This is a genomic window from Rhodococcus sp. NPDC060090, from assembly GCF_042729855.1.
GTDB lineage: Bacteria > Actinomycetota > Actinomycetes > Mycobacteriales > Mycobacteriaceae > Rhodococcus.
This window is the reverse complement of record NZ_JBHWXB010000009.1, coordinates 123,647-146,034: the sequence shown is the minus strand read 5'-3', so window position 1 is coordinate 146,034 and position 22,388 is coordinate 123,647. Positions and strand designations below refer to the sequence as shown.

General features: G+C 65.8%; 21 protein-coding genes. 15 read left to right on the top strand and 6 right to left on the bottom strand.

The window, feature by feature from the left end:
• Positions 1-98 precede the first annotated feature (98 nt).
• From ACFWCF_RS14410 to ACFWCF_RS14395, 4 genes are all read left to right on the top strand, one after another.
• Positions 99-1,907, top strand: coding sequence for an acetyl/propionyl/methylcrotonyl-CoA carboxylase subunit alpha (locus ACFWCF_RS14410; RefSeq protein ID WP_378491526.1), 1,809 nt, complete (start codon positions 99-101; stop codon positions 1,905-1,907).
• Between the two features lie 134 nt (positions 1,908-2,041).
• Positions 2,042-2,299, top strand: coding sequence for a hypothetical protein (locus ACFWCF_RS14405; RefSeq protein WP_378562371.1), 258 nt, complete (start codon positions 2,042-2,044; stop codon positions 2,297-2,299).
• Between the two features lie 38 nt (positions 2,300-2,337).
• Positions 2,338-2,712, top strand: coding sequence for a DUF1707 domain-containing protein (locus ACFWCF_RS14400; RefSeq protein WP_378562368.1), 375 nt, complete (start codon positions 2,338-2,340; stop codon positions 2,710-2,712).
• A 91-nt stretch (positions 2,713-2,803) separates the two neighbouring features.
• Positions 2,804-3,100, top strand: a complete 297-nt coding sequence (locus tag ACFWCF_RS14395) for a VanZ family protein (protein WP_378562365.1) — start codon at positions 2,804-2,806, stop codon at positions 3,098-3,100.
• A gap of 10 nt (positions 3,101-3,110) precedes the next feature.
• Here ACFWCF_RS14395 and ACFWCF_RS14390 read toward each other — a convergent pair whose 3' ends face one another.
• Both ACFWCF_RS14390 and ACFWCF_RS14385 read right to left on the bottom strand, forming a co-directional pair.
• Positions 3,111-3,947, bottom strand: a complete 837-nt coding sequence (locus ACFWCF_RS14390) for a tyrosine-protein phosphatase (protein WP_378562362.1) — start codon at positions 3,945-3,947, stop codon at positions 3,111-3,113.
• Between the two features lie 55 nt (positions 3,948-4,002).
• Positions 4,003-4,839, bottom strand: coding sequence for a tyrosine-protein phosphatase (locus ACFWCF_RS14385; protein ID WP_378491521.1), 837 nt, complete (start codon positions 4,837-4,839; stop codon positions 4,003-4,005).
• 117 nt (positions 4,840-4,956) lie between these two features.
• Here ACFWCF_RS14385 and ACFWCF_RS14380 point away from each other — a divergent pair, with 117 nt between their 5' ends.
• Entirely contained in the window at positions 4,957-6,189 is a 1,233-nt protein-coding gene (locus ACFWCF_RS14380) for a DUF222 domain-containing protein (protein WP_378562359.1), read from the top strand.
• A 73-nt stretch (positions 6,190-6,262) separates the two neighbouring features.
• On the opposite strand, the gene ACFWCF_RS14375 is transcribed toward ACFWCF_RS14380, so the two are convergent.
• Positions 6,263-6,637, bottom strand: a complete 375-nt coding sequence (locus ACFWCF_RS14375; protein WP_378562356.1) for a pyridoxamine 5'-phosphate oxidase family protein — start codon at positions 6,635-6,637, stop codon at positions 6,263-6,265.
• A gap of 123 nt (positions 6,638-6,760) precedes the next feature.
• Between ACFWCF_RS14375 and ACFWCF_RS14370 the strand changes: the two genes are divergently transcribed.
• Entirely contained in the window at positions 6,761-7,000 is a 240-nt protein-coding gene (locus ACFWCF_RS14370; protein WP_378562353.1) for a hypothetical protein, read from the top strand.
• A gap of 302 nt (positions 7,001-7,302) precedes the next feature.
• Positions 7,303-7,668, top strand: coding sequence for a response regulator transcription factor (locus ACFWCF_RS14365; RefSeq protein ID WP_378562350.1), 366 nt, complete (start codon positions 7,303-7,305; stop codon positions 7,666-7,668).
• A 12-nt stretch (positions 7,669-7,680) separates the two neighbouring features.
• Here the strand turns inward: ACFWCF_RS14365 and lat are convergent, their stop codons facing one another.
• Entirely contained in the window at positions 7,681-9,018 is a 1,338-nt protein-coding gene (gene lat, locus ACFWCF_RS14360; RefSeq protein WP_378562347.1) for an L-lysine 6-transaminase, read from the bottom strand.
• Positions 9,019-9,088: 70 nt separating this feature from the next.
• Entirely contained in the window at positions 9,089-9,538 is a 450-nt protein-coding gene (locus ACFWCF_RS14355) for an Lrp/AsnC family transcriptional regulator (protein ID WP_378562344.1), read from the bottom strand.
• 36 nt (positions 9,539-9,574) lie between these two features.
• On the opposite strand from ACFWCF_RS14355, the gene ACFWCF_RS14350 reads away from it, so the two are divergent.
• From ACFWCF_RS14350 to ACFWCF_RS14325, 6 genes are all read left to right on the top strand, one after another.
• Positions 9,575-11,101, top strand: coding sequence for an aldehyde dehydrogenase family protein (locus ACFWCF_RS14350; RefSeq protein ID WP_378562341.1), 1,527 nt, complete (start codon positions 9,575-9,577; stop codon positions 11,099-11,101).
• A gap of 83 nt (positions 11,102-11,184) precedes the next feature.
• A complete protein-coding gene (locus ACFWCF_RS14345; protein ID WP_378562338.1) occupies positions 11,185-12,726 on the top strand; it encodes an AMP-binding protein in 1,542 nt (513 codons plus the stop codon).
• On the top strand, positions 12,723-14,096 hold the full coding sequence (locus tag ACFWCF_RS14340) for an FAD-binding oxidoreductase (RefSeq protein WP_378490785.1): 1,374 nt from the start codon (positions 12,723-12,725) through the stop codon (positions 14,094-14,096). Before ACFWCF_RS14345 ends, ACFWCF_RS14340 begins: the two co-directional genes overlap by 4 nt.
• Positions 14,097-14,185: 89 nt before the next feature.
• Positions 14,186-14,740, top strand: a complete 555-nt coding sequence (locus ACFWCF_RS14335) for a hypothetical protein (protein ID WP_378490856.1) — start codon at positions 14,186-14,188, stop codon at positions 14,738-14,740.
• A gap of 42 nt (positions 14,741-14,782) precedes the next feature.
• Complete coding sequence (locus ACFWCF_RS14330) at positions 14,783-19,375, top strand: ATP-dependent helicase (RefSeq protein WP_378562335.1); 4,593 nt, start codon at positions 14,783-14,785, stop codon at positions 19,373-19,375.
• A 1-nt stretch (position 19,376) separates the two neighbouring features.
• The gene (locus ACFWCF_RS14325) at positions 19,377-20,156 is read left to right on the top strand and encodes a DNA-formamidopyrimidine glycosylase family protein (protein ID WP_378562332.1); all 780 of its coding nucleotides are present in this window, start codon (positions 19,377-19,379) and stop codon (positions 20,154-20,156) included.
• On the opposite strand, the gene ACFWCF_RS14320 is transcribed toward ACFWCF_RS14325, so the two are convergent.
• Positions 20,147-20,722 (bottom strand): TetR/AcrR family transcriptional regulator, encoded by a 576-nt coding sequence (locus tag ACFWCF_RS14320; RefSeq protein ID WP_378562596.1) that lies wholly within the window; start codon positions 20,720-20,722, stop codon positions 20,147-20,149. The two genes, ACFWCF_RS14325 and ACFWCF_RS14320, sit on opposite strands and share 10 nt — an antisense overlap.
• 83 nt (positions 20,723-20,805) lie before the next feature.
• Between ACFWCF_RS14320 and ACFWCF_RS14315 the strand changes: the two genes are divergently transcribed.
• Positions 20,806-21,783, top strand: coding sequence for an oxygenase MpaB family protein (locus ACFWCF_RS14315; protein ID WP_378562330.1), 978 nt, complete (start codon positions 20,806-20,808; stop codon positions 21,781-21,783).
• Between the two features lie 48 nt (positions 21,784-21,831).
• Complete coding sequence (locus ACFWCF_RS14310; protein WP_378490789.1) at positions 21,832-22,368, top strand: hypothetical protein; 537 nt, start codon at positions 21,832-21,834, stop codon at positions 22,366-22,368.
• Positions 22,369-22,388: the final 20 nt, after the last annotated feature.

Below are 22,388 nucleotides of genomic sequence, written 5' to 3'. Positions count from 1 at the left end.
CGTAGTGTGTAGAGGCCATCCGGTTACATCGTCTATCCGATTGGTGCTTAGACTGCCGACGACGGAAATAACCTAACGATCGATCAACAGGAGGCTCCGTGCCCAGTCATGCCAGCGCGCAGATCTCGAAGGTGCTTGTCGCGAACCGCGGTGAGATCGCTGTGCGGGTCATCCGAGCCGCCAAGGACGCAGGCTACGGAAGTGTCGCGGTCTACGCCGAACCCGACGCAGACGCACAGTTCGTGAAGCTCGCAGACGAGGCGTTCGCCCTCGGTGGCCAGACCTCGGCCGAGTCCTACCTGGTGTTCGACAAGATCCTCGACGCCGCGGCCAAGTCCGGCGCCGACGCGATCCACCCCGGCTACGGCTTCCTCTCCGAGAACGCCGACTTCGCGCAAGCGGTCATCGACGCAGGCCTGATCTGGATCGGCCCCTCGCCGCAGTCCATTCGCGACCTGGGCGACAAGGTCACCGCGCGCCACATCGCCGAGCGCGCCAAGGCGCCGATGGCGGCCGGCACCAAAGACCCGGTCAAGAACGCCGACGAGGTCGTCGAGTTCGCCAAGCAGTACGGCGTGCCTGTCGCCATCAAGGCGGCCTTCGGCGGTGGCGGTCGCGGCATGAAGGTCGCGCAGACCATCGAGGAGATCCCCGAGCTGTTCGAGTCCGCGACCCGTGAGGCCATCGCCGCCTTCGGTCGCGGCGAATGCTTCGTCGAGCAGTACCTCGACAAGGCCCGCCACGTCGAGGCTCAGGTCATCGCCGACCAGCACGGCAACGTCATCGTCGCAGGCACGCGCGATTGCTCGCTGCAGCGCCGCTTCCAGAAGCTCGTCGAAGAGGCTCCCGCGCCCTTCCTGACGGACGATCAGCGTGGTCGCATCCATGCGTCCGCCAAGGCCATCTGCAAGGAAGCCGGCTACTACGGCGCAGGCACCGTCGAGTACCTGGTGCAGGGCGACACGGTCTCGTTCCTCGAGGTGAACACCCGCCTGCAGGTCGAGCATCCGGTCACCGAGGAGACCGCGGGCATCGACCTCGTTCGCCAGCAGTTCCGCATCGCCAACGGTGAGAAGCTCGAGCTCACCGAGGATCCGGCACCGCGTGGCCACTCCTTCGAGTTCCGCATCAACGGTGAGGACGCAGGCCGCGGCTTCATGCCCGCGCCCGGCCCCATCAGCGTCTACAAGGAGCCGACGGGCCCCGGCGTGCGCGTCGACTCGGGCGTCGTCCAGGGCGATGTCATCGGCGGCCAGTTCGACTCGATGCTCGCCAAGCTGATCGTCACCGGTGAGAACCGCGAGCAGGCGCTGCAGCGCGCCGCCCGCGCCCTCGCCGAGTTCGAGGTCGACGGTCTCGCCACGGTCATCCCGTTCCACCGCCACATCGTCGAGAACCCGGCGTTCATGGGCAGTGTGGATGAGAACGGGGTCGAGAAGTTCGACGTCTACACCAAGTGGATCGAGAACGACTGGGACAACACCATCGAGCCGTTCACCGGCGGTGGTGCAGCAGACGACGAGGACGAGGCACTGCCGCGTCAGAACGTCGTCGTCGAGGTCGGCGGTCGCCGCGTCGAGGTGTCGCTGCCCGGTCAGTTCTCGCTCAGCGGCAACGGTGGCGGCGCTGCAGGCGCCATCCGCAAGAAGCCGAAGGCACGCAAGCGCGGCGGCGCAGGCGGCGGCAAGGCCTCGGGCGACGCTGTGACCGCTCCGATGCAGGGCACCGTCGTCAAGGTCGCGGTTGCCGAGGGCCAGGAAGTTGCCGAGGGCGATCTGATCGCAGTGCTCGAAGCCATGAAGATGGAGAACCCGGTCACCGCGCACAAGGCCGGGGTCGTCACCGGTCTGTCGGTCGAGCCGGGCGCCGCCATCACCCAGGGAACGGTCCTCGCCGAACTCAAGTGATGATGGACTGAGCTGTGTCGCAGTGAGCTGTGTCGCAGTGAGCTGAGACACGCTGAACAAGTCGACGGCGCCCACCCCGAACTGGGGGTCGGGCGCCGTCGCTTTCTCCACCCCAACAGTCCGGAAGGCAGCTGATGGAACCTGTCGAGATCAACGCAGGCAACTGGTACCTGCTCGCACGCGAGCACACCGCCTGGGCCGACGACACCGCGTACAGCTGGTCGGTGTGCGAGTCGACGACCGCCGACGTGCAGGCCACCATCACGCTTCTCCCCGACGGTGCACTGAGCGGGACCGCGATCGACGGTCACGCCGACGCACTCGACGCGGCCCTCGCCGCAGTCACGAGATTTGCCACGGGAGCGCTCGGGCTGACCGTCCACGATGCGTGATCCGTACCGCCCTGCCCGGCTCCCACTACTCTGGGAACATGGCCGAACTGCCTGAAATCCGAATCGGTACCGCAGAGCGTGAAGAAGCGGTCGCGTTGCTCGGCGAGCACTTCTCGGCCGGTCGCCTGTCCCTCGTCGAATTCGACGATCGTGTCGCCTTTGCGGCACAGGCCGTCACTCGGGCCGACCTTGTTCCGTTGTTTTCCGATCTGCCGTCGGCACCGTCGTTCCTGGACGAACCCCCATCCGGCACCGTCGCCACCGACCTGCTGACACTGGTCCCGTTCGCGCTTCTCGCCCTGATCCTCATGGTCGCGGTCCGGCATCCGATCGCCATCCTGCTCGGATTCGTGATCCTGTTCGTGGTCGTCCGACGAGGACTACGACTGATGCGAGAGCCCGGATCGGGGTGACGAGCTGACTGTGCCCGGTTCTTCCTGGTCTCTCCGGTCATCCTGGTATCGCGTCGCTCCGTTGGTCCTCGCGACGATCACGATTACTTTCATGCTGCTGACGCCCGGCGGCACCGTGCCCAGCGGTCCTCCCCACACCGACAAGATCACGCACGCATTGATGTTCGCGGTGCTGGCCTTCTGCTCCCGATACGCCCGCGTCTCACCGATCGTCACCGTCGTGTGGCTCGCGGTCTACGGCATCGCCACCGAGATCCTGCAGGCCACGGTCGCGGTTCGGCGGTCGGGTTCGTTCTGGGATTGGTGCGCCGATCTCGTCGGTGTCGCGATCGGCCTGGCAATCGCCGCCGGTATCGGTCGGCGAGTTCGTGCCGGTCGGGCGCAGTAGACCACCAGCCCTATTCGACAGGTGGAGTGTTCTCGGCATCGATCATCCGGGTACGCAATGCCTGCAGGCTGTCGTCGTCGAGGCCGAGTCCCGACGCGAAGTATTCGTCGATCGTGCCGTATAGACGCAGCGCCTCGTCGACGGCCGCTTCGAGGTACTTGCGCTCGACGCCGAGTAACGGGACGAGCAGTGAGCGATCTCCGCCGAGCTTCTCGAAATGTACGAACATGTCCTCGAACTTCGGAAGCAGCAACTCGTTCGTCAACATGTAGTCGCCGAAGACGTCTTCCTCTGTCGCACCCGCGAACATGAGCAGCGCCGCGGCAGCCCAACCCGTCCGATCCTTTCCGGTGGTGCAGTGGATGAGCGCGGGAACATCACCCATGGCGATATCGAGGTACATCGTCCGATACGAACGCTGCGCGCTCGACAGTGTGACGAGGTCGCGGTACGTCTCGAGGAGAAACTGTTCGCCTCTCCCACCTCCGAATCCGCGCGCCGCCTGCACGGGATCGGCCGCTATGTCTCCCATTGCAGCGGCAATCGATCCCTCGTCCTTGTCGGCAAGTACATCGAGGTCCACACCCTTTGCTCCGGGTGGCAACCTGTCCGGTGCCTGATCGCGTTCGTCTACGGTTCTCAAGTCGAACACGGTGGTGATCTTCAGCTCGGAAAGGACGTCCAGATCGGTATCGGTGACAGTGCTCAGGTCGGTTGACCTGAACACCACTCCGGTGCGAATCGTCCCGCCGAAACTACTCGCGCTGCCCCCGATATCCCGCAGGTTGGCCAACGAAGGAACTGCGAAAGCCGCCACACCGGGGTCATTGCCCACCGCATCGGTCATACGCAACAAGCTACCGTCGGCGAGAGTATTCGGTGGCCACTTGCAACACCGAACATCACTGTCGGATGGACTGCACCTCGGTGTCGATCATCCGGGTACGCAATGCCTGCAGGCTGTCGTCGTCGAGGCCGAGCCCAGTTGCGAAATATTCGTCGATCGTGCCGTAACGCCGCAGCGCCTCGTCGAAAGCACTCTCGAGGTATTTTCGCTGCACCCCGAGCAGCGGCAGAAACAGAGCACGGTCGCCACCGGCGGCTTCGAACCGGGAGAACATCTCCTCGAACTTCGGTAGCAACATCTCGTTCGTCAACATGTAGTCATCGAAGACATCTTCCTCGCTCGCACCCGCGAACATGAGCAGCGCCGCGGCGGCCCAACCGGTCCGGTCTTTGCCTGCGGTGCAGTGAATGAGCGCCGGAACATCTCCGTGAGCGATACCGGTGTACAACTGCCGGTACGAGGTCACTGCACTCGGCAGGGTGATGAGTTCTCGGTAGGTGCCGAGCAGATGCTGCTCCGCGCGTCCGTCCCCCAGATGAGTTGCGGCAGCCACAGGGTCGGCGACCACGTCGCCGAGAGATCCCGCGACCGAACCCGTCGGACGATCCGCGAGCACATCGAGACCTACGAGCTTCGCGCCATCGGGCAGCCGATCCGGGCGTCGCTCACGTTCCGCAGCTGTCCGGAGGTCGTACACAGCTGAAATCTGCAGCGAAGTGAGGACATCGACATCGGTGTCGGTGAGATCGGCCAACGCTGTCGAGCGAAATACCACACCGGCGCGGATGGCGCCTCCGAACGAGCTGGCTATCCCACCGATGTCTCGGAGGTTGACGAGCGACGGAACCACAAAAGTCGGCGTGACATCGGTCGTGTCCACGGCATCGGTCATGCCATCCAAGTTACGCAACATGATCCGATTCAGCAGCATACGATCCCAGCTTCCGATTCATCGATCATTTGTTCTATTTTTGTTGTGCATCGCTCATACGTTCTATATAATTCGATCATGGGTGGGGACCTCTGGAAACTCGACAACACACAACTCATGGCCGAGACGCTCGCCGTCTCCGCCGAAATCCATACCTGGCAGGTACACCGCGTCGACCTGATGATCGCGATGATCGAACGCGACACCGTCCGCGAACACGGTTACCGCAGCCCGGCCCACTGGCTCGCCGCCGCCACCCACCTCGAACTCGGTGAATGCCACCGCATCGAAACACTGGCACGGCTACTGCGACTGGAACCGGAAGTACGCGAAGCGTATTCATCCGGTCTCTTGGATGCGGAGAAGGCACGGCAGATCGCCTACTTCTGCCAGCACTACCCCCGCACCATGAACCCCTGCGACTTCGAGAAAGCCCGCGACATCCTGATCGAGCACGCCTCCGACAAGGTCGCCACGAAAGCGACCGTCCGGGCCCTGATCCGCCGACTCGAACATCTCTACAACACCGGCGACGGACCACCACCGGGCGAAGACTCCTCACGCAACGAACTGTTCGTCTCCACCACCTGGCACGGCCGGGTCGTCATCAAAGGCGAGTTCGACGCCGTCACCGGTGCCCGCCTGCGGCATCTCCTCTCCCCACTTTCCGCGCCGAGGCCTGAAGTCAAGGGTGTCAAAGACGATCGGCCGGCGTCGAAACGCACCGCCGATGCGTTCGATCAACTGTTGCAGTTCGTCGAAGCCGCCGGCCTCGTCCCGGTCGAGGGCGGGGTGAAGCCGCACGTCACGGTCACCGCCTCCATCAAAGATCTGACGACGAACACTGCGGTGAAAGAACTGTTCACGAACAGTCCCGAGCACGGGTATGCGACCGAGCCCTGGGCGGGCCCATTGTCGATCGATGCCGCCCGGATGCTCGCCTGCGATTGCCAGGTCACCCGGATCCTGCTCGACGAACACGGCGTACCGCTCGCACACGGGCAGACCCGCCGCACCGCAAGCAGGGAGCAGCGACGCGCTCTGGCCGTCCGAGACGGCGGATGCGCCTTCCCCGGGTGTTCGACACCGCCGGCGTGGGCGGCTGCGCACCATATTCATCATTGGGTCGACGGCGGCGACACCGACCTCGACAATCTGGTGATGTTATGCGGACACCATCACCGGTTGATGCACCACACCGAGTGGGAAGTGGAGATGACCGACGAGCGTCGGCCGCAGTTCATTCCGCCCTCGAGTGTCGATGTGTTCCGTAAGCCGATCCCGGGGAGCAGGCCGGATCTGGTCGCCTGACCTAAAGATCAACGAATACAGCCACCGTCACCAGGGCACCCGTGTGCCCTGGTAACGGTGGCTGTCTCTGTTTCTACTTCTCCAGCGGTCGGCAGTCGGCCTCGCATCCGGAATTCGTCGCGGGGTGCTCGGCGGTGGCGGGTCGGTGCAGCACTCCCGAGCTCGGCCGGACATGCAGCACCGCTCCCGCCAGCTCAGCTTCGCCGTCGACAATCAACGAGTATCCGCCCGGTATCGCCGGCGGGTACACGAGTGAGACGATCGGGTGCACCTGTGCGTTGACGCTGGTCCGGCGCCCCGGCTCATCGATGCGGAACACACCATCGACGAGGACCGGGGACACCGCGACCGCATGCGGCTTGGCGTCGGCACTGGTAGTCAGCAGGTAGGCGTACCCGTATTCGCCGAGCGCGGTGTCGAGTGCGTCGAGGTCGACCTTGATGCTCATGACGCCAAGAGTTCCTTCCAGATGACATGAGGTCAATCCCCTCCACTGACGCTTCTGCGACGGATATCCGTGGCCACGACCTATCCCGGCACCTCGACAATGCCTTCATGACGCCCGGATCGGATGAGCGCGGGATGTCACTCGGTATTACCGGAGAGCGTGGTCCTGCTCACGGATTTCGGGATCGCGAAGGCCCTCGACGAACCCGGTCGTGTCACTCGTACCGGGATGTTCGTCGCGAGCCTGCAGAATGCCGCACCGGAGCAGTTCGACACGAGCGTGGAACTCGACGCCCGCGCCGACCTGTATTCACTCGGGTGCACGTTCTACCACCTGCTCACCGGACGGCCCCTACCCGGGTGAGACGCTTCCTCAGCTGTGGCACGGACACGCTCAGAGCCAGATCCCCCGGCCGAGTGCACTGCGCTCCGACGTCACCGCTGCGGTCGATGCCGTCGTCGCACGGGCACTGGCAAAGGACCGAGCCGACCGGTACGACACGTGTCGCAAGTTCTCCGACGCTGCCCGGGCAGCACTGGACCACGACACAGCGGCACTGCTCGATCCCACCCGGGTATCGCACTCACCGACCACAGCTGTTTGCCCGCACCGGTCCTCGGCGGCGACGGAGCAGCCCTCTCCGCGTCGTACTCGCCGACGACTCCGTGCTGATCAGGGAGGGCATCCGAAGCCTGCTCAGCGACGAGGGTCTCGATGTTGTCGGCGACGCACTCCACCGTGTCGCTGATGGCGGGTCAGCGATCGATCCGGGTGTCGTGAGCCGGATGGTGTCGCGTCCGCATTCCGGCTCCCGGCCGGTCGACGACCTGTCGACGAGGGAACGCGAAGTACTCACGCTCATGGCCCAGGGCCGATCGAATCGCGCGATCGGAGCAACGCTGTTCCTCGGCGAACGCACGGTGGAGGCGCACATCCGCTCGATCTTCCTCGAGCTCGGGCTGCATCCGGAACCAGAGGATCACCGCCGGGTGCTTGCGGTGCTGCGGCATCTCGAGTCGAGCACACCGTGAACGAGCCGCTCCTCAGACTGCAGTGGCGAGCACTCTGTCGAGCGCGGCGATCGCCTCGTCGAGATCGTCGGTGGTGACGGTCAGCGGCGGCCGGAAACGGATTCCGCGCTGCCCGGAACCGATCATCAGGACCTGCTCCTCGCGGTAGAGGCGAGCGAGTACCTCGTCACGAAAACCCTGCGACGGCAAGGTAATCGCGCACATCAGTCCACGACCTCGCGGTTCGGTGACCACCGGGCGCCGCATCGCGAGCCGCCGCAGCGCCGACAACAGGTGCGCACCGGTGATCCGCGCCTGATCGACCAGACCATCACGCTCGATGACCTCGAAGATCCGGCGGGCACGCACCATGTCGGTGAGATTGCCTCCCCACGTGGAGTTGAGCCGCGACGACACCGCAAAGACATTGTCCGGGATCTCGTCGAGGCGACCGCCCGCCATGATCCCGCAGACCTGTGTCTTCTTGCCGAACGCAACGATGTCGGGTTCGATCCCTAGTTGCTGGTATGCCCACATCGTTCCGGTCATGCCCACGCCGGTCTGCACCTCGTCGACGACCAGCAATGCATCGTTCTCTCGACAGAGCGCTGCGATCGCCTGGAAGAACTCCGGCCGGAAATGGTGATCACCGCCCTCACCTTGGATGGGCTCGGCGATGAAGCACGCGATGTCGTGGGGATTGTCGGCGAAAGCGGCACGTGCCTGCTCGAGTGCATGCGCGTCGGCCTCGTCGAGGTCACGTCCGTCGCGAAGATACGGGGCGTCGATGCGCGGCCAATCGAACTTGGGGAATCGATCGGTTTTGACGGGATCGGTGTTGGTCAGCGACATCGTGTACCCGGTGCGTCCGTGGAACGCTTCGGTCAGATGCAGCACCTTGGTCCCGAGCGTGGGATCGAGACCGCGGGATTCGTTCAGTCGGCTCTTCCAGTCGAATGCGGCCTTGAGCGCGTTCTCGACCGCGAGCGCGCCGCCGTCGATGAAGAACAGGTGTGGCAGGGCGGGGTCGCCGAGGACCCGCGCGAACGCTTCGACGAACCTGGCCATAGCCACGGTGTAGATGTCGGAGTTGCTGGGTTTGTTCGCGGCCACCGCAGCGAGTTCGTCTCGAAGCGCGGGATCGTCGGCGAGGTCGGGATGGTTCATTCCGAGTGCAGACGACGCGAAGAACCCGAACATGTCGAGATAGCAGGTGCGGTCGCGTCGGTCGACGAGCCTCACTCCCCTCGAGCGTTCGAGGTCGAGGACGAGGGGGAATCCGTCGGTCAGCATGTGTGTTCCGAGGACGGCATGTACCCGGTCGGGTGCCACGACTTCGGCACCGTCCCGATCACGGAATGCAGTGCTCATAATCGCGAGGGTACGCGAACTTTTCTCAGCTCATTCGCGGTTTCGGTGGAAGGTCCAAGCGTCGACACAGTTACTTCTCGTAAAATGTCTGCAGCACGACGGTACTGCGGGTGGCAACATTCGCGGTGGCTCGGATCTCCTGAAGGAGATACTCGAGTTCGCGCGGTGAGGCGACACGCACAAGCAGTACATAGCTTTCGTCGCCCGCTACCGAGTGACACGATTCGATTGCCTCGATGTGCCGCAGCCGCGCGGGAGCATCGTCGGGCTGGGACGGGTCGAGAGGGGTGATCGCGACGAACGCCGACAGCATGAGGCCGAGCGCTTCCGGGTCCACATTCGCGGTGTATCCGCGAATCACGTGCCGGGACTCCAGTCTGCGCACCCGCGACTGCACCGCGGAAATCGACAACCCGGCCTTCTCTGCAAGCACCGACAACGTGGCGCGTCCGTCCGCAACCAGCTCGCGCAACAGCAACCTATCGATCTCGTCCAGCGATTCTTTCGAAGATTCCGGCACCAGCGCAGGTTAACCGAGCGACAAAGGACCACACCGATGAATGCAACGGACAGTTTCAGCACTCGCGCGCGTGCCGCAGCGCAGAAATGCGGCGTCACCCTGCACGACAGCAGCGCCACTGCGCCCGATAGCACTGCCGCGCTGGTGGTCACCACGCCCATCGACGGCACCGAACTCGCGCGCCTGCAACCGCACACCGCTTCACAGATCGACGACGCAATCGGTTCGGCCGAAAAGTCATTCGAGCAGTGGCGGGATGTCCCCGCACCCGTTCGAGGTCGGCTCGTCCGGCGGTTCGGTGACCTGCTCATCGAGCACAAGCACGATCTCGCCGAACTCGTCACGCTCGAGGCAGGCAAGGTGCCGTCCGAGGCGCTCGGCGAGGTGCAGGAGATGATCGACGTGTGCGAGTTCGCCGTCGGTCTGTCCCGGCAGCTCTACGGGCGCACGATGCCATCCGAGCGACCCGGCCATCGCCTGATGGAGACGTGGCACCCTCTCGGCGTGGTCGGCGTGATCTCCGCATTCAACTTTCCGGTGGCGGTGTGGTCGTGGAACACCGCGATCGCGCTGGTGTGCGGCGACCCAGTGGTGTGGAAGCCGTCGGAGACCACTCCGCTGACGGCACTCGCGTGTGACGCACTTCTGCGCCGTGCAGCCGCTGACGTCGGTGCCCCCGACGATCTGCATCACGTCCTGATCGGCGACGCGACGGCCGGTGAGGCACTCGTCGACGATCCGCGGGTGGCATTGGTCAGCGCAACCGGCTCGGTTCCGATGGGGCGGATCGTGGCGCCCCGCGTCGCCGCACGGTTCGGTCGGTGCCTGCTCGAACTCGGCGGTAACAATGCCGCGGTCGTCACCCCGTCGGCGGATCTGGAGCTGACCGTGCGGGGAGTCGTGTTCGCCGCGGCCGGTACGGCCGGGCAACGCTGTACGACGTTGCGTCGACTGATCGTGCATCGTTCCGTCGCCGACGATCTCGTGGCGCGCCTCGCGACCGTATATGCCGGGCTGCGGGTGGGAAACCCGTTCGACGAAGGCGTTCTCGTGGGCCCGCTGATCTCGCCGCGTGCCTACGACGCGATGCGCTCGGCCCTCGATCGCGCCGAACTCGACGGCGGAATCCTCGTTGCGGGTGGGCAACGGGTGGCGGTGCCGGGCGATGGTGTCTACGTCTCGCCGGCCCTCGTGCGCATGCCCACCCAGACCGAGGTGGTGCGTGAGGAGACTTTCGCGCCGATCCTCTATGTGCTCCCCTACGACGACTTCGACGACGCGATCGCCCTGCACAACGGTGTCCCCCAGGGGTTGTCGTCGTCGATCTTCACCACCGATCAGCGCGAGGCCGAGCGGTTTCTTGCCCGTTCGGACTGCGGGATCACCAACGTCAACATCGGCACGTCGGGTGCCGAGATCGGCGGTGCGTTCGGTGGGGAGAAGGAGACCGGCGGGGGTCGCGAGTCCGGCTCCGATTCGTGGAAGACCTACATGCGCCGAGCCACCAATACGGTCAACTACTCGGACGAACTTCCGCTCGCGCAGGGCGTCGAATTCGGGTGAGATCGCTCTGAGTCGCGGCGTCCGATCACCACACCGGAACAGGTTCTGTGGCACACGCCACAACCTGTGGTAGACCATGGTGCATGTACCCAGGGAACTTCGTCGCCACCACACCGGACAAGCCCGCCATCGTGCGGCCGGCCGCCGGGGAGTCACTCACCTACCGGCAACTCGACGAGAGTTCGGTCCTGCTCGCGAAGTACTTGCGGGGGCTCGGCCTGAAGCCGGGCGACCACCTCGCGCTGATCTCAGACAACGACCTGCGGGTGATGGAGGTCTACTGGGCGGCGCTGCGCTCGGGGCTGTACATCACCGTCGTCAACTGGCATCTCACCGCATCGGAGGCCGCGTACGTGGTCGACGATTGCGGTGCGAAGGCTCTGATCGTCTCCGCGAACGCCGTCGGCGCGGTGGACCTGTCCGCCGGCGCCTACCCGAACGTGGAACATCGTCTGGTGTACGGCGGGGAGTTGGCCGGATTCGAGGACTACGATCGGGCACTCGGCCGGTTCGACACCACTCCCCTCGATGATCAGCCGCGGGGCCAGGACATGCTGTACTCGTCCGGCACCACCGGCCGGCCCAAGGGCATCAAACCGAAGTTGCCCGACGGGCAGGTCCAGGACATTCCCGACCCGTACACAGCGGTGTTCGCCCCGATGTACGGTTTCGACTCGGACACGGTGTACCTGTGCCCCGCCCCCCTGTACCACGCTGCGCCCTTGCGGTTCTGCGGCACCATTCAGTCGGTGGGCGGCACCGTGATCCTCATGGACAGGTTCGATGCCGAAGAAGCGCTCGCGCTGATCGATCGGTACGAGGTCACCGCCAGCCAGTGGGTGCCGACAATGTTCGTGCGCATGCTCAAACTCCCCGAAGAAATCCGCGCGAAGTACGACGTGTCGAGCATGAAGGTCGCCATCCACGCCGCAGCACCGTGCCCACCCGAGATCAAGCGGGCGATGATCGAGTGGTGGGGTCCGGTGATCAACGAGTACTACGCCTCCACCGAAGGCTCCGGCGCGACCTTCATCAACTCCGAGCAGGCACTCGCCCACCCGGGTTCGGTCGGACGAGACGGTGTGATGGGACTCGTTCGCATCTGCGGTGAGGACGGCCGGGAACTGCCCACCGGGTCGATCGGGACGGTGTGGTGGGAACGCGACGAGCGCCCGTTCGAGTACCACAACGATCCGGAAAAGACCGAGAAGGCAACACATCCCGACCATCCGACGTGGACGACGAGCGGCGACATCGGATATCTGGACGACGACCGGTTCCTGTACCTCACCGACCGCGCGGCATTCATGATCATCTCGGGTGGCGTGAACATCTACCCGCAGGAATCGGAGAATGTTCTCACCCTGCACCCGAAGGTGTTCGATGTCGCGGTCATCGGCGTGCCGAACGAAGAGATGGGCGAAGAGGTCAAGGCCGTCGTGCAGCTCGCCGAGGGAGTCGAGCCCGGGCCCGAGGTCGAGCAGGAACTGCTCGAATACGTGCGCTCCGCGGTGTCGCATTTCAAGGCTCCGCGCAGCATCGACTTCTCCGATGATCTCCCCCGTACCCCCACGGGCAAACTCGTCAAGCACAAGCTGCGAGCCCGGTACGTCCCGGCGCCATGACATCACGCAACGCGGATCTCGCAGCCCTGGCAGGGCGTCTTCCTGCCGGGGCTGTGGTCACGGATCCGGATGTCCTCGCCGGCTACCGGCATGATCGGGCATTCGACCCGGGTGCGGCCGTACCGCTCGCGCTCGTACGCGCGAGGTCCACCGCGGACGTGCAGGCCACGCTGCGGTGGGCGCACGAGCATCGCGTCCCGGTGGTGCCCCGCGGCGCCGGCACGAGCCTGTCGGGAGGTTCGAGTGGTCTCGCCGACGGGATCGTGCTCAGCACCGAGAAGATGCGTGACATCACGATCGATCCGGCCACGCGCACGGCCGTCGCACAACCCGGCCTGCTCAACGCCGAGGTGAAGGCAGCCGCAGCCGAACACGATCTGTGGTACCCGCCGGATCCGTCGTCGTTCGAGATCTGTTCGATCGGCGGTAATGCCGCGACCAACGCGGGCGGGCTGTGCTGCGTCAAGTACGGGGTGACGTCCGACTACGTGCTCGGACTCGAGGTGGTCCTTGCCGACGGCACCGCGGTGCGGCTCGGAGGTCCCCGGCTCAAGGATGTCGCGGGTCTGTCGTTGACGAAACTGTTCGTGGGCAGCGAGGGAACTCTCGGAGTGATCACCGAGGTGACGCTCCGCCTGATCCCCACGCAGCCGCCGGCATCGACGATGGTCGCGACCTTCGGATCGGTGGAGGCCGCGGCCGACGCCGTCATCGCGATCACCGCGACCATGCGCCCCGCAATGCTCGAGTTCATGGACCGCACCACGATCAATGCCGTCGAGGATGCGATGCGGATGGACCTGGACCGCGATGCCGAAGCCATGCTGATCGCGCGGTCCGACGCCCCGGGTGTGGCGGCGGCACACGAGATCGAGGTGATGGTGCAGGCGTGCCGAAAAGCCGGAGCCCACGACGTGTTCGACACATCCGATCCCGCCGAGGGTGAAGCGTTCGCGGCGGCGCGGCGGATGGCCATTCCTGCGGTCGAGCGCCTCGGGAGCCTCCTCCTCGAGGATGTCGGAGTGCCCTTGCCGATGCTCCCCGCACTCGTCGCCGGCGTAGCCGAGATCGCCGAACGCAATGCGGTGACGGTCGCGATGATCGCGCACGCCGGTGACGGAAACACCCACCCGCTGATCGTCTACGATTCCGGAGACGAAAGGATGGCGGCGCGAGCACACGCGGCATTCGGTCAGATCATGGATCTCGCGATCGAACTCGGTGGCACCATCACCGGGGAGCACGGTGTGGGCAGGCTCAAGAAGCCTTGGCTGTCCGATCAGGTGGGCCCCGACGTGATGGCGTTGACCCGCCTGATCAAGAACGCCCTCGACCCCCGTTCGATCCTCAACCCAGGGGCTGTCCTGTGACGAATAGCCAACCGACCGACCCCGCGACCACACCTATCCGCACCTCTGTGCCGCCGTGGCAGAGAACACGCCATAATCGGGGCGTGAACATGCGTACTCCAGAGTCCGGTACCGATCTTCCGCTACGCGACACCCGGTATCGGGAGCTCGAGCTCTACCCCGAGTTCGACTTCGTCACCAACTGGTTGCGCGACTACGTCCACTCCACAATCGAGAATGCACGCATCAGCGAGCGCGAGTACTGGTCGGCCGTATGTCTGCCCACCGTCGGCGCTTCCGACGAGGGCCACCGGATGATCAGCATCCACGCCGGTGACCAGGAAGTTGCGTGCTTGTATGTCGACACGAGCATCCGGGAGGACAGGCGGGTGGGTGGCTTCGTGACCGTCGACAAGCACAGCCTCGAGCAGTCGTGCGGCGCCGACATCGACCGGATCACGACAAGCTCCGCGGCACTGAGCGTCTACCCCACCGGTGACCAGGTGTCGATCGGATGGAGCGAGACCCCCGAGAGCCGCGAGCAGTTCGATGCGCTCCCGTGGCGTCCCGCCGCGCGCGAACTCGTCCGCCGGTTGATGCACAACGGCAGGAACCATTGGGCGGATTCGCACTGCCCGCAGCTCGCCATGTTCGCCCTCGAGTAGAAGAGCCACAAACCTGTCGGACGGCGGGTGCACCATGGAGTGGTGACCGACGTCCTCGCCCGCTTCTCGGCTCCAACTCGGGAGTGGTTCACCGGTGCGTTCGAAGCACCCACACCCGCCCAGCTCGGTGCGTGGGATGCGATCTCGTCGGGTGCGCACACCCTCGTCGTCGCACCCACCGGTTCAGGAAAGACGCTGTCGGCGTTCCTGTGGTCGCTCGACCGGCTCGCCTCCCCTCCCGAGACAGCCGCCCCAGAGTCAACAGATCCGGCGACTACCGGGGCGCCGCACGAACACCGCACGCGAGTCCTCTATATCTCGCCGCTCAAGGCACTCGGGGTCGATGTCGAACGCAACCTGCGCTCGCCGCTCGTGGGCATCAGCCAGACCGCGAAGCGGCTGGGCCTGACGCCGCCCGCGATCACCGTGGGTGTCCGCTCCGGCGATACCTCGCAGGCAGACCGTCGCAAGCTTGCCCGCACTCCCCCCGACATTCTCATCACGACCCCCGAGTCGCTGTTCCTCATGCTCACATCGGCCGCACGCGAGACCCTCTCCGGTGTCGAATCGGTGATCGTCGACGAAGTGCACGCTGTCGCCGGAACCAAACGCGGCGCGCACCTCGCGCTGTCGCTCGAGCGTCTCGATCTGCTGCTGCCGAAGCCCGCACAGCGGATCGGGCTGTCCGCCACCGTGCGTCCCCGCGAGGAGGTGGGCAGGTTCCTCGTCGGTGGCGAACCCATCCGGATCGTGGCCCCGCCCGCGGCCAAGACCTGGGACCTCACCGTCCAGGTTCCGGTCGAGGACATGACCGAGCTCGGAGTGTCCCATCCGAATGAGGACTCTGAATCGCCCACTCCCCAGGCCGGGTCGATCTGGCCGCACGTCGAGGAACAGATCGTCGATCTCGTCACCGCCCACCGCTCGACGATCGTGTTCGCGAATTCGCGACGACTGTCCGAACGATTGACCGGACGGCTCAACGAGATCTACGCCGAACGCACCGGCAGTACCGTCGACCGGGAGGTCGCGCCGCCCGCGATGCTGGGTGCATCGACCGAGGTGACCTACGGAGCCGAGCCCGTTCTCGCACGCGCCCACCACGGTTCGGTGAGCAAAGACCAGCGAGCTCTCATCGAGGACGACCTGAAGTCCGGTCGGCTGCGTTGCGTCGTGGCGACGTCGAGTCTCGAACTCGGTATCGACATGGGCGCGGTGGATCTTGTCATCCAGGTCGAGGCACCGCCGTCGGTGGCGAGCGGGTTGCAGCGAGTGGGCAGGGCGGGGCATCAGGTCGGTGAGACCTCACGTGGAGTGCTGTTCCCCAAGCACCGTACCGACCTGATCCACTGCGCCGTCACCGTGGAGCGGATGGTCGCCGGGCACATCGAGGCCCTTCAGGTCCCTGCGAATCCCCTCGATGTGCTCGCGCAGCAGACGGTGGCGGCGGCCGCGCTCGAACCGATCGCGGTCGACGACTGGTTCGACACCGTCCGGCGGAGCGGGTCGTTCGCGACGCTGTCGCGGGGCGTCTTCGAATCTGTGCTCGATCTGCTCTCCGGCCGTTATCCGTCCGACGAGTTCGCCGAACTGCGTCCCCGCGTGGTGTGGGACCGCACCGACGGCACCCTGACGGGCCGGCCGGGCGCGCAACGCCTCGCCGTCACCTCGGGCGGCACCATCCCGGACCGCGGTCTGTTCACCGTGTACATGGTGGGCGAGAAGAACACCCGTGTGGGAGAACTCGACGAGGAGATGGTCTACGAGTCGCGGGTCGGCGACGTGTTCGCCCTCGGCGCGACCAGCTGGCGGATCGAAGAGATCACGTTCGATCGAGTGCTCGTCTCCCCTGCATTCGGCCGTGCCGGGCGGCTCCCGTTCTGGCACGGCGACAACCAGGGCCGCCCCGCCGAACTCGGTGCGGCGCTCGGCGCGTTCATCCGCGAACTCGGTCACGCAGCGCCCGACGATGCCGACGCGCGATGCCGGGCCGGCGGGCTCGACGACTACGCGACCGCGAATCTGATCGGCCTTCTCGATGAGCAACGCACCGCCACCGGCCATCTCCCCACCGACCGCACTCTCGTCGTCGAGCGGTTCCGCGACGAGCTGGGCGATTGGCGTCTCGTCCTGCATTCACCGTTCGGTCTGCGCGTCCACGCACCGTGGGCGCTCGCGGTCGGGGCACGCCTGCTCGACCGGTTCGGTGTCGAGGCACATCCGTCGCCGTCCGACGACGGCATCATCGTCCGGCTGCCCGACACCGAGGACGACCCACCGGGCGCCGACATCTTCGTCTTCGACGACGACGAGATCGAGGATCTGGTCACCGAGCAGGTGGGTGGCTCGTCCCTGTTCGCATCCCGGTTCCGTGAATGTGCAGCGCGCGCGTTGCTGCTACCGCGGCGCAACCCCGGTAAGCGGGCGCCGCTGTGGCAGCAGCGTCAGCGTTCCGCGCAACTGCTCGACGTGGCCCGCCGGTACCCGAGTTTCCCGATCCTCCTCGAGACGGTGCGCGAATGCCTGCAGGATGTCTACGACCTGCCCGCTCTGCGCGAGCTTCTGGGCCGCCGCGGGCGACGGCAGATCCGTCTCGTCGAGGTCGAGACGGCAACGGCGTCGCCGTTCGCGAACTCGTTGCTCTTCGACTACGTCGGCGCGTTCCTCTACGAGGGCGACAGTCCTCTCGCCGAGCGGCGCGCGGCGGCGCTCTCGCTGGATTCGACGTTGCTCGCCGAGTTGCTCGGCCGGGTGGAGCTGCGCGAACTGCTCGACGCGGACGTGATCGATCAGGCCGAACTCGAGTTGCAACGACTGGTGGCCGAGCGGCGTGCTCGCGACGCGGAGGGTGTCGCGGATCTGGTACGTCTGCTCGGGCCCTCGACGGACGCCGAACTGCGCGAGCGCAGCACAGACGATCCGGGGCCGTGGCTCGCGGAGCTGTCCGCGCAGCGCCGCGTGCTGCAGGTGTCGTATGCGGGTGAGAGATGGTGGGCGGCAATCGAAGATGCGTCGCGCCTTCGCGACGCACTCGGGGTACCCTTGCCGATCGGCGTGCCCACCGCGTTCGTCGAACCTGTCGAGGATCCACTCGGCGACCTCGTCGCCCGTCATGCCCGGACACACGGCCCGTTCACCACTGCGGCGGTCGGAGCCCGGTTCGGTCTCGGTACGGCCGTCGTCGAGTCCGTTCTGCAGCGGTTGGCCGACGACAAACGTGTCACCTCGGGTGAGTTCCGTCCCGGCTCGACCGGGCCCGAGTGGTGCGACACCGAAGTCCTGCGCCGCCTGCGTCGCCGCTCTCTGGCCGCGGCACGGCACGAGGTCGAGCCGGTGAGCACCGCTACCCTCGGCCGGTTCCTGCCCGACTGGCATCATCTCGGCCGTGGTCCGGGTGCGAGCGCGCTCTACGGGCTCGACGGTGTCGCGGCGGTCGTCGAGCAGATCGCGGGTGTCCCCGTCCCCGCGAGCGCCCTCGAACCGCTGATCCTCGCCCCGCGAGTGCGCGACTACTCGCCCGCGATGCTCGACGAGTTGACCTCGAACGGTGAGATCGTCTGGTCCGGTGCCGGCTCGATCTCGGCGAAGGACGGCTGGATCACGCTGCATCCCGCCGACCTCGCCTCTGCCACACTCGCTCCCGCCGAGGACATCGAAACGACCGGGATCCATGAGGCGATCCTGGAGTCGCTCTCAGGCGGAGGTGCATACTTCTTCCGGCAGCTCGGAGATGCGGTGAAAGCCATCCAACCGGAGGCCACCGATACGGCGCTGACTGCGGCAATATGGGATCTGGTGTGGGGCGGGCACATTGCCGGCGACACTCTCGCACCGCTGCGTGCCCTCATCGGCGACACATCCCGTGCCACACCGGCACACCGCACGCCGCGCAGAGCTCCCCGCGCCCGCATGTATCGGGGGCGTCCTTCAGTTCCGTCGCTGACCGGGCCTCCCACGGTCGCCGGCCGGTGGTCGCTGCTGCCCGAACGTGAGACCGATCCGACGGTACGCGCACACACGACGGCAGAGCTGTTCCTCGAACGATACGGAGTGGTGACCCGCGGCTCCGTGACGGGCGAAGCCGTTCCGGGGGGTTTCGCACTCATGTACAAGGTGCTCAGCCGCTTCGAGGAGACGGGCCGTTGCCGACGAGGATATTTCGTCGATTCACTCGGCGGCGCCCAGTTCTCGACCCCCGATGTAGTGGATCGGCTGCGCTCGTTCTCCGATTCTCTCGAGGGTCGGCACACCCGTACCGAAGCCGTGACGCTCGCCGCGTGCGATCCCGCCAACCCGTACGGTGCCGCACTCCCCTGGCCGAAAGCAGCGGCAGACACCGAGAGCACATCGAAGCATCGGCCGGGACGGAAGGCCGGCGGTCTCGTGGTGTTGGTCGACGGCAACCTCGTGGTGTTCGTCGAGCGGGGCGGACGAACCCTGCTCACCTTCACCGACGATCCCGGCCGCCTCCGCACCGCATTCGCGTCGCTCGCTCACACCGTCAAGAACGGCGGTGTCGACAAGATCGTCGTCGAGAAGATCGACGGCGCCTCGATTCACGGTCATGCTCTCGCGGAACTTCTCGGTGAGGCCGGGTTCTCCGCAACACCACGCGGATACCGGTTGAGGTCCTGACGTGCCCGAAGGAGACACGGTATTCCAGGCGGCGGCACGGCTGCACGCAGCACTGGCCGGAAACATTCTGACCGAGAGCGACTTCCGTGTGCCCCGCTACGCGACGACCGATCTGACCGGCGACACCGTCGAGGACGTCGTCGCGCGCGGCAAGCATATTCTGGTTCGCCTGCCGCAGCGCACTTTTCACTCACACCTGATGATGGACGGGCAGTGGCACGTTTACGAGCGTGGAACACGCTGGCGCAAACCCGGTTTCAAGGCGCGCGTCGTGATCGGTACCGAGCAGGTGCAGGCGGTCGGGTTCGACCTCGGCATCGTCGAGGTGTTCCCGCGCGAGGACGAAACCGAGGCAGTCGGGCACCTCGGCCCGGATCTGCTCGGGCCCGACTGGGATCCGGCACTCGCGGCAGACAACCTCGCGCGAGAGCCGGACCGTCCCATCGGTCTCGCACTGCTCGACCAGCGCATCATGGCCGGCGTGGGCAACGTCTACCGCAGTGAACTGTGCTTCCTGCGTGGCGTCGACCCCGCGACACCGGTACGAGAGGCAGGCGCTCCGACCGCGTGGGCCGAACTCGCGCACCGCGTGTTGTACGCCAACCGGAACAGGACTGCGAGGGTGACGACCGGCGATCCGCGACACGGTCGCCGACTGTGGGTATACGGCCGTCGCGGCAAGCCGTGCCTGCGCTGCGGACGTCCCGTCGAATCGGGATCACTCGCAGGCCCCTCCGACCTCGAGCGGGTGATCTATCGCTGCAGGGCGTGTCAGCGTTGAGCGTCGCGACCGGCACGCTCGAGGAGCGCCACACAGTGTTGCACGAACGTCTCCCGAGGGACGGTGATCGCGCCGTCGAGATACCCCATGAACAGGCTGGTCAAGGCACCCACGAGCCCCACGGCCACCATGTTGCGCACCGCGTCGTCGCCGATCTCGGTGAGCTCGGCGCTGACGAGTGCCACGAACACCGGCGCGAGTTCGACTCCTCGCCCGCTGATCACAGGTTCGCGCAGCGGCGCGAGCAGAAGCACACGACCCATCGCCGGTTCGTCCACCATCAGGGCCACGAACGCACGGACCGCCGCTTCCGCCCGGTGCGTGTGCTCCGCTGAGGTCACCGCCTCGACAAGCGTGTCGCGGGCGCGTTCACCGACGAGTGCGTAGACCTCTCGGACGAAGGCGTCGCGGTCGGTGAAGCTCTCGTAGAAGTAGCGTTCGGTGAGTTCGGCGACCCGGCACACCGCGCGCACGTTCGCGGCGGATCCGTCGGGTGCGCCGATGAGGCCGATCCCCGCGTCGAGGAGACGTTCCCTGCGGACACGCCGGCGTTCGTCGAGGCCGATTCCCGCCCAGCTTCGGCGCGTGGTGTCCACCGTGTGCGATTCCCGTCGTTGACTGCGTGTCCACCGGATCCTACTCTGACAACATGCGTAGTCAGAGATCTTCGCAGGACGCCGGCCCCGCCACGCCCGAGATCGAGCCCCGACCACTCGGGCCCGATTCCCTGACCTGGAAATACTTTGGTGGGTGGCGGGGCATGCTGTTCGGCCCGTGGGCAGGGTCGATGCAGAACATGCACCCGGGTCTCGGTGCCGGCGTCGAGGATCACTCGCAGTTCTTCGACGAGCGATTCGAAAGGCTCTACCGGTCGCTGTACCCGATCTACGGGGTCGTGTTCGACGGCGAACGCGCACCGGAGACTGCCAGGCAGGTGCGCGGCTACCACAACACGATCAAGGGTGTCGACAAGTTGGGCCGCAAGTACCACGCGCTCGACCCCGACACGTTCTACTGGGCTCACGCAACATTCTTCTACAGTCTCGTGATCTCCATCGAGTGGTTCGAGGGTCCGCTCACCGCCGAGCAGAGGCATCGGCTGTTCGACGAACACGTCCAGTGGTACCGCCTCTACGGCATGTCGATGAAGTCCGTCCCCGAATCGTGGGAGGCGTTCGTCGAGTACTGGGACGACATGTGCCGCAACGTCCTCGAAGACAACAAGGCCACCCGCGACGTGCTCGACCTGTCGCAACTCGACCGGCCACCGTTCACGCGCTGGCTCCCCGAACCGGTGTGGAAGATCGTGCGCCCACCTGTCACCCGAGGATTCATCTGGCTCACCGTGGGCCTTTACGACCAGCCCGTGCGCGACCTCCTCGGATACAGCTGGAGCTCACGCGAGGAGAAACTCCACCGAGTGGTCGGGCGTGCCATCGGCCTCGGGAACCGGCTCGTGCCCTGGCGGTACCGCTACCATCCGCGTGCCCGCGCAGGCTGGGATCGCGTGTCCGGCCGCATCACTCCGGACACCCCACTCGTGCACACCCCGGCCCGGAATCTACCTCCGGTCGACCGTCGCGACTCACCGGTCCACTACAGCCCGGACCTTTCGGGACAACGCTGACATTTCTAAACGCTGAGATTTTCGGCGGCGCATGCGACGCTTGTCGTTATGCGACTCGACGCCCACGCGTTTCTCCACGGGCCGTTGTTCTCCAGAGATGCGCCGCTCGACCGAACCAACGCGGCGAGCCGCATCAGCGCGTACGTGTACGGCAACGTCCTGGTGCTGGCGGCCCTGATCCCGATTGTCACGACGCCTACCTACGTCGGAATCGCAATCGTCCTCGGTACCGCCCTGTCGACGTTCGTGGCGCACGCTTTCGCGGAATCGGTGGGGCACAGTGTCCGGAGGGGAAGCCGCCTCTCCACCGCCGAACGACGCGCCGAGGTGCGCGACTCGGTGCCGATCCTCACCTCCGCGGTGGTCCCGTGCGTCGTTCTCGCGATCGGGTGGCTCGGCTGGATCGAGCCGCGCACCGCCCAGTTGCTCGCGGAGCTCGCGGTGCTGGTGCGGATCGGTGGTATCGCATTCGTGATCGGACGGCTCAACGGTGAGCGTCCCAGCACTCGACTGTTGATGACCGCAGCCGCTCTGACCCTGATCGGAGCAACGATCGTCGCGATCAAGGTACTTCTGACGCACTGATCACTTCACGGGCACTGATC

What these genes read in the sequence shown, in the direction of transcription:
- ACFWCF_RS14405 (WP_378562371.1), top strand. Translation starts at nt 2,042, where the DNA reads ATGGAACCTGTCGAGATCAACGCAGGCAACTGGTACCTGCTCGCACGC.
- ACFWCF_RS14400 (WP_378562368.1), top strand. Translation starts at nt 2,338, where the DNA reads ATGGCCGAACTGCCTGAAATCCGAATCGGTACCGCAGAGCGTGAAGAA.
- ACFWCF_RS14395 (WP_378562365.1), top strand. Translation starts at nt 2,804, where the DNA reads ATGCTGCTGACGCCCGGCGGCACCGTGCCCAGCGGTCCTCCCCACACC.
- ACFWCF_RS14390 (WP_378562362.1), bottom strand. Translation starts at nt 3,947, where the DNA reads ATGACCGATGCGGTGGGCAATGACCCCGGTGTGGCGGCTTTCGCAGTT.
- ACFWCF_RS14385 (WP_378491521.1), bottom strand. Translation starts at nt 4,839, where the DNA reads ATGACCGATGCCGTGGACACGACCGATGTCACGCCGACTTTTGTGGTT.
- ACFWCF_RS14380 (WP_378562359.1), top strand. Translation starts at nt 4,957, where the DNA reads ATGGGTGGGGACCTCTGGAAACTCGACAACACACAACTCATGGCCGAG.
- ACFWCF_RS14375 (WP_378562356.1), bottom strand. Translation starts at nt 6,637, where the DNA reads ATGAGCATCAAGGTCGACCTCGACGCACTCGACACCGCGCTCGGCGAA.
- ACFWCF_RS14370 (WP_378562353.1), top strand. Translation starts at nt 6,761, where the DNA reads ATGAGCGCGGGATGTCACTCGGTATTACCGGAGAGCGTGGTCCTGCTC.
- lat (WP_378562347.1), bottom strand. Translation starts at nt 9,018, where the DNA reads ATGAGCACTGCATTCCGTGATCGGGACGGTGCCGAAGTCGTGGCACCC.
- ACFWCF_RS14350 (WP_378562341.1), top strand. Translation starts at nt 9,575, where the DNA reads ATGAATGCAACGGACAGTTTCAGCACTCGCGCGCGTGCCGCAGCGCAG.
- ACFWCF_RS14345 (WP_378562338.1), top strand. Translation starts at nt 11,185, where the DNA reads ATGTACCCAGGGAACTTCGTCGCCACCACACCGGACAAGCCCGCCATC.
- ACFWCF_RS14340 (WP_378490785.1), top strand. Translation starts at nt 12,723, where the DNA reads ATGACATCACGCAACGCGGATCTCGCAGCCCTGGCAGGGCGTCTTCCT.
- ACFWCF_RS14335 (WP_378490856.1), top strand. Translation starts at nt 14,186, where the DNA reads ATGCGTACTCCAGAGTCCGGTACCGATCTTCCGCTACGCGACACCCGG.
- ACFWCF_RS14315 (WP_378562330.1), top strand. Translation starts at nt 20,806, where the DNA reads ATGCGTAGTCAGAGATCTTCGCAGGACGCCGGCCCCGCCACGCCCGAG.
- ACFWCF_RS14310 (WP_378490789.1), top strand. Translation starts at nt 21,832, where the DNA reads ATGCGACTCGACGCCCACGCGTTTCTCCACGGGCCGTTGTTCTCCAGA.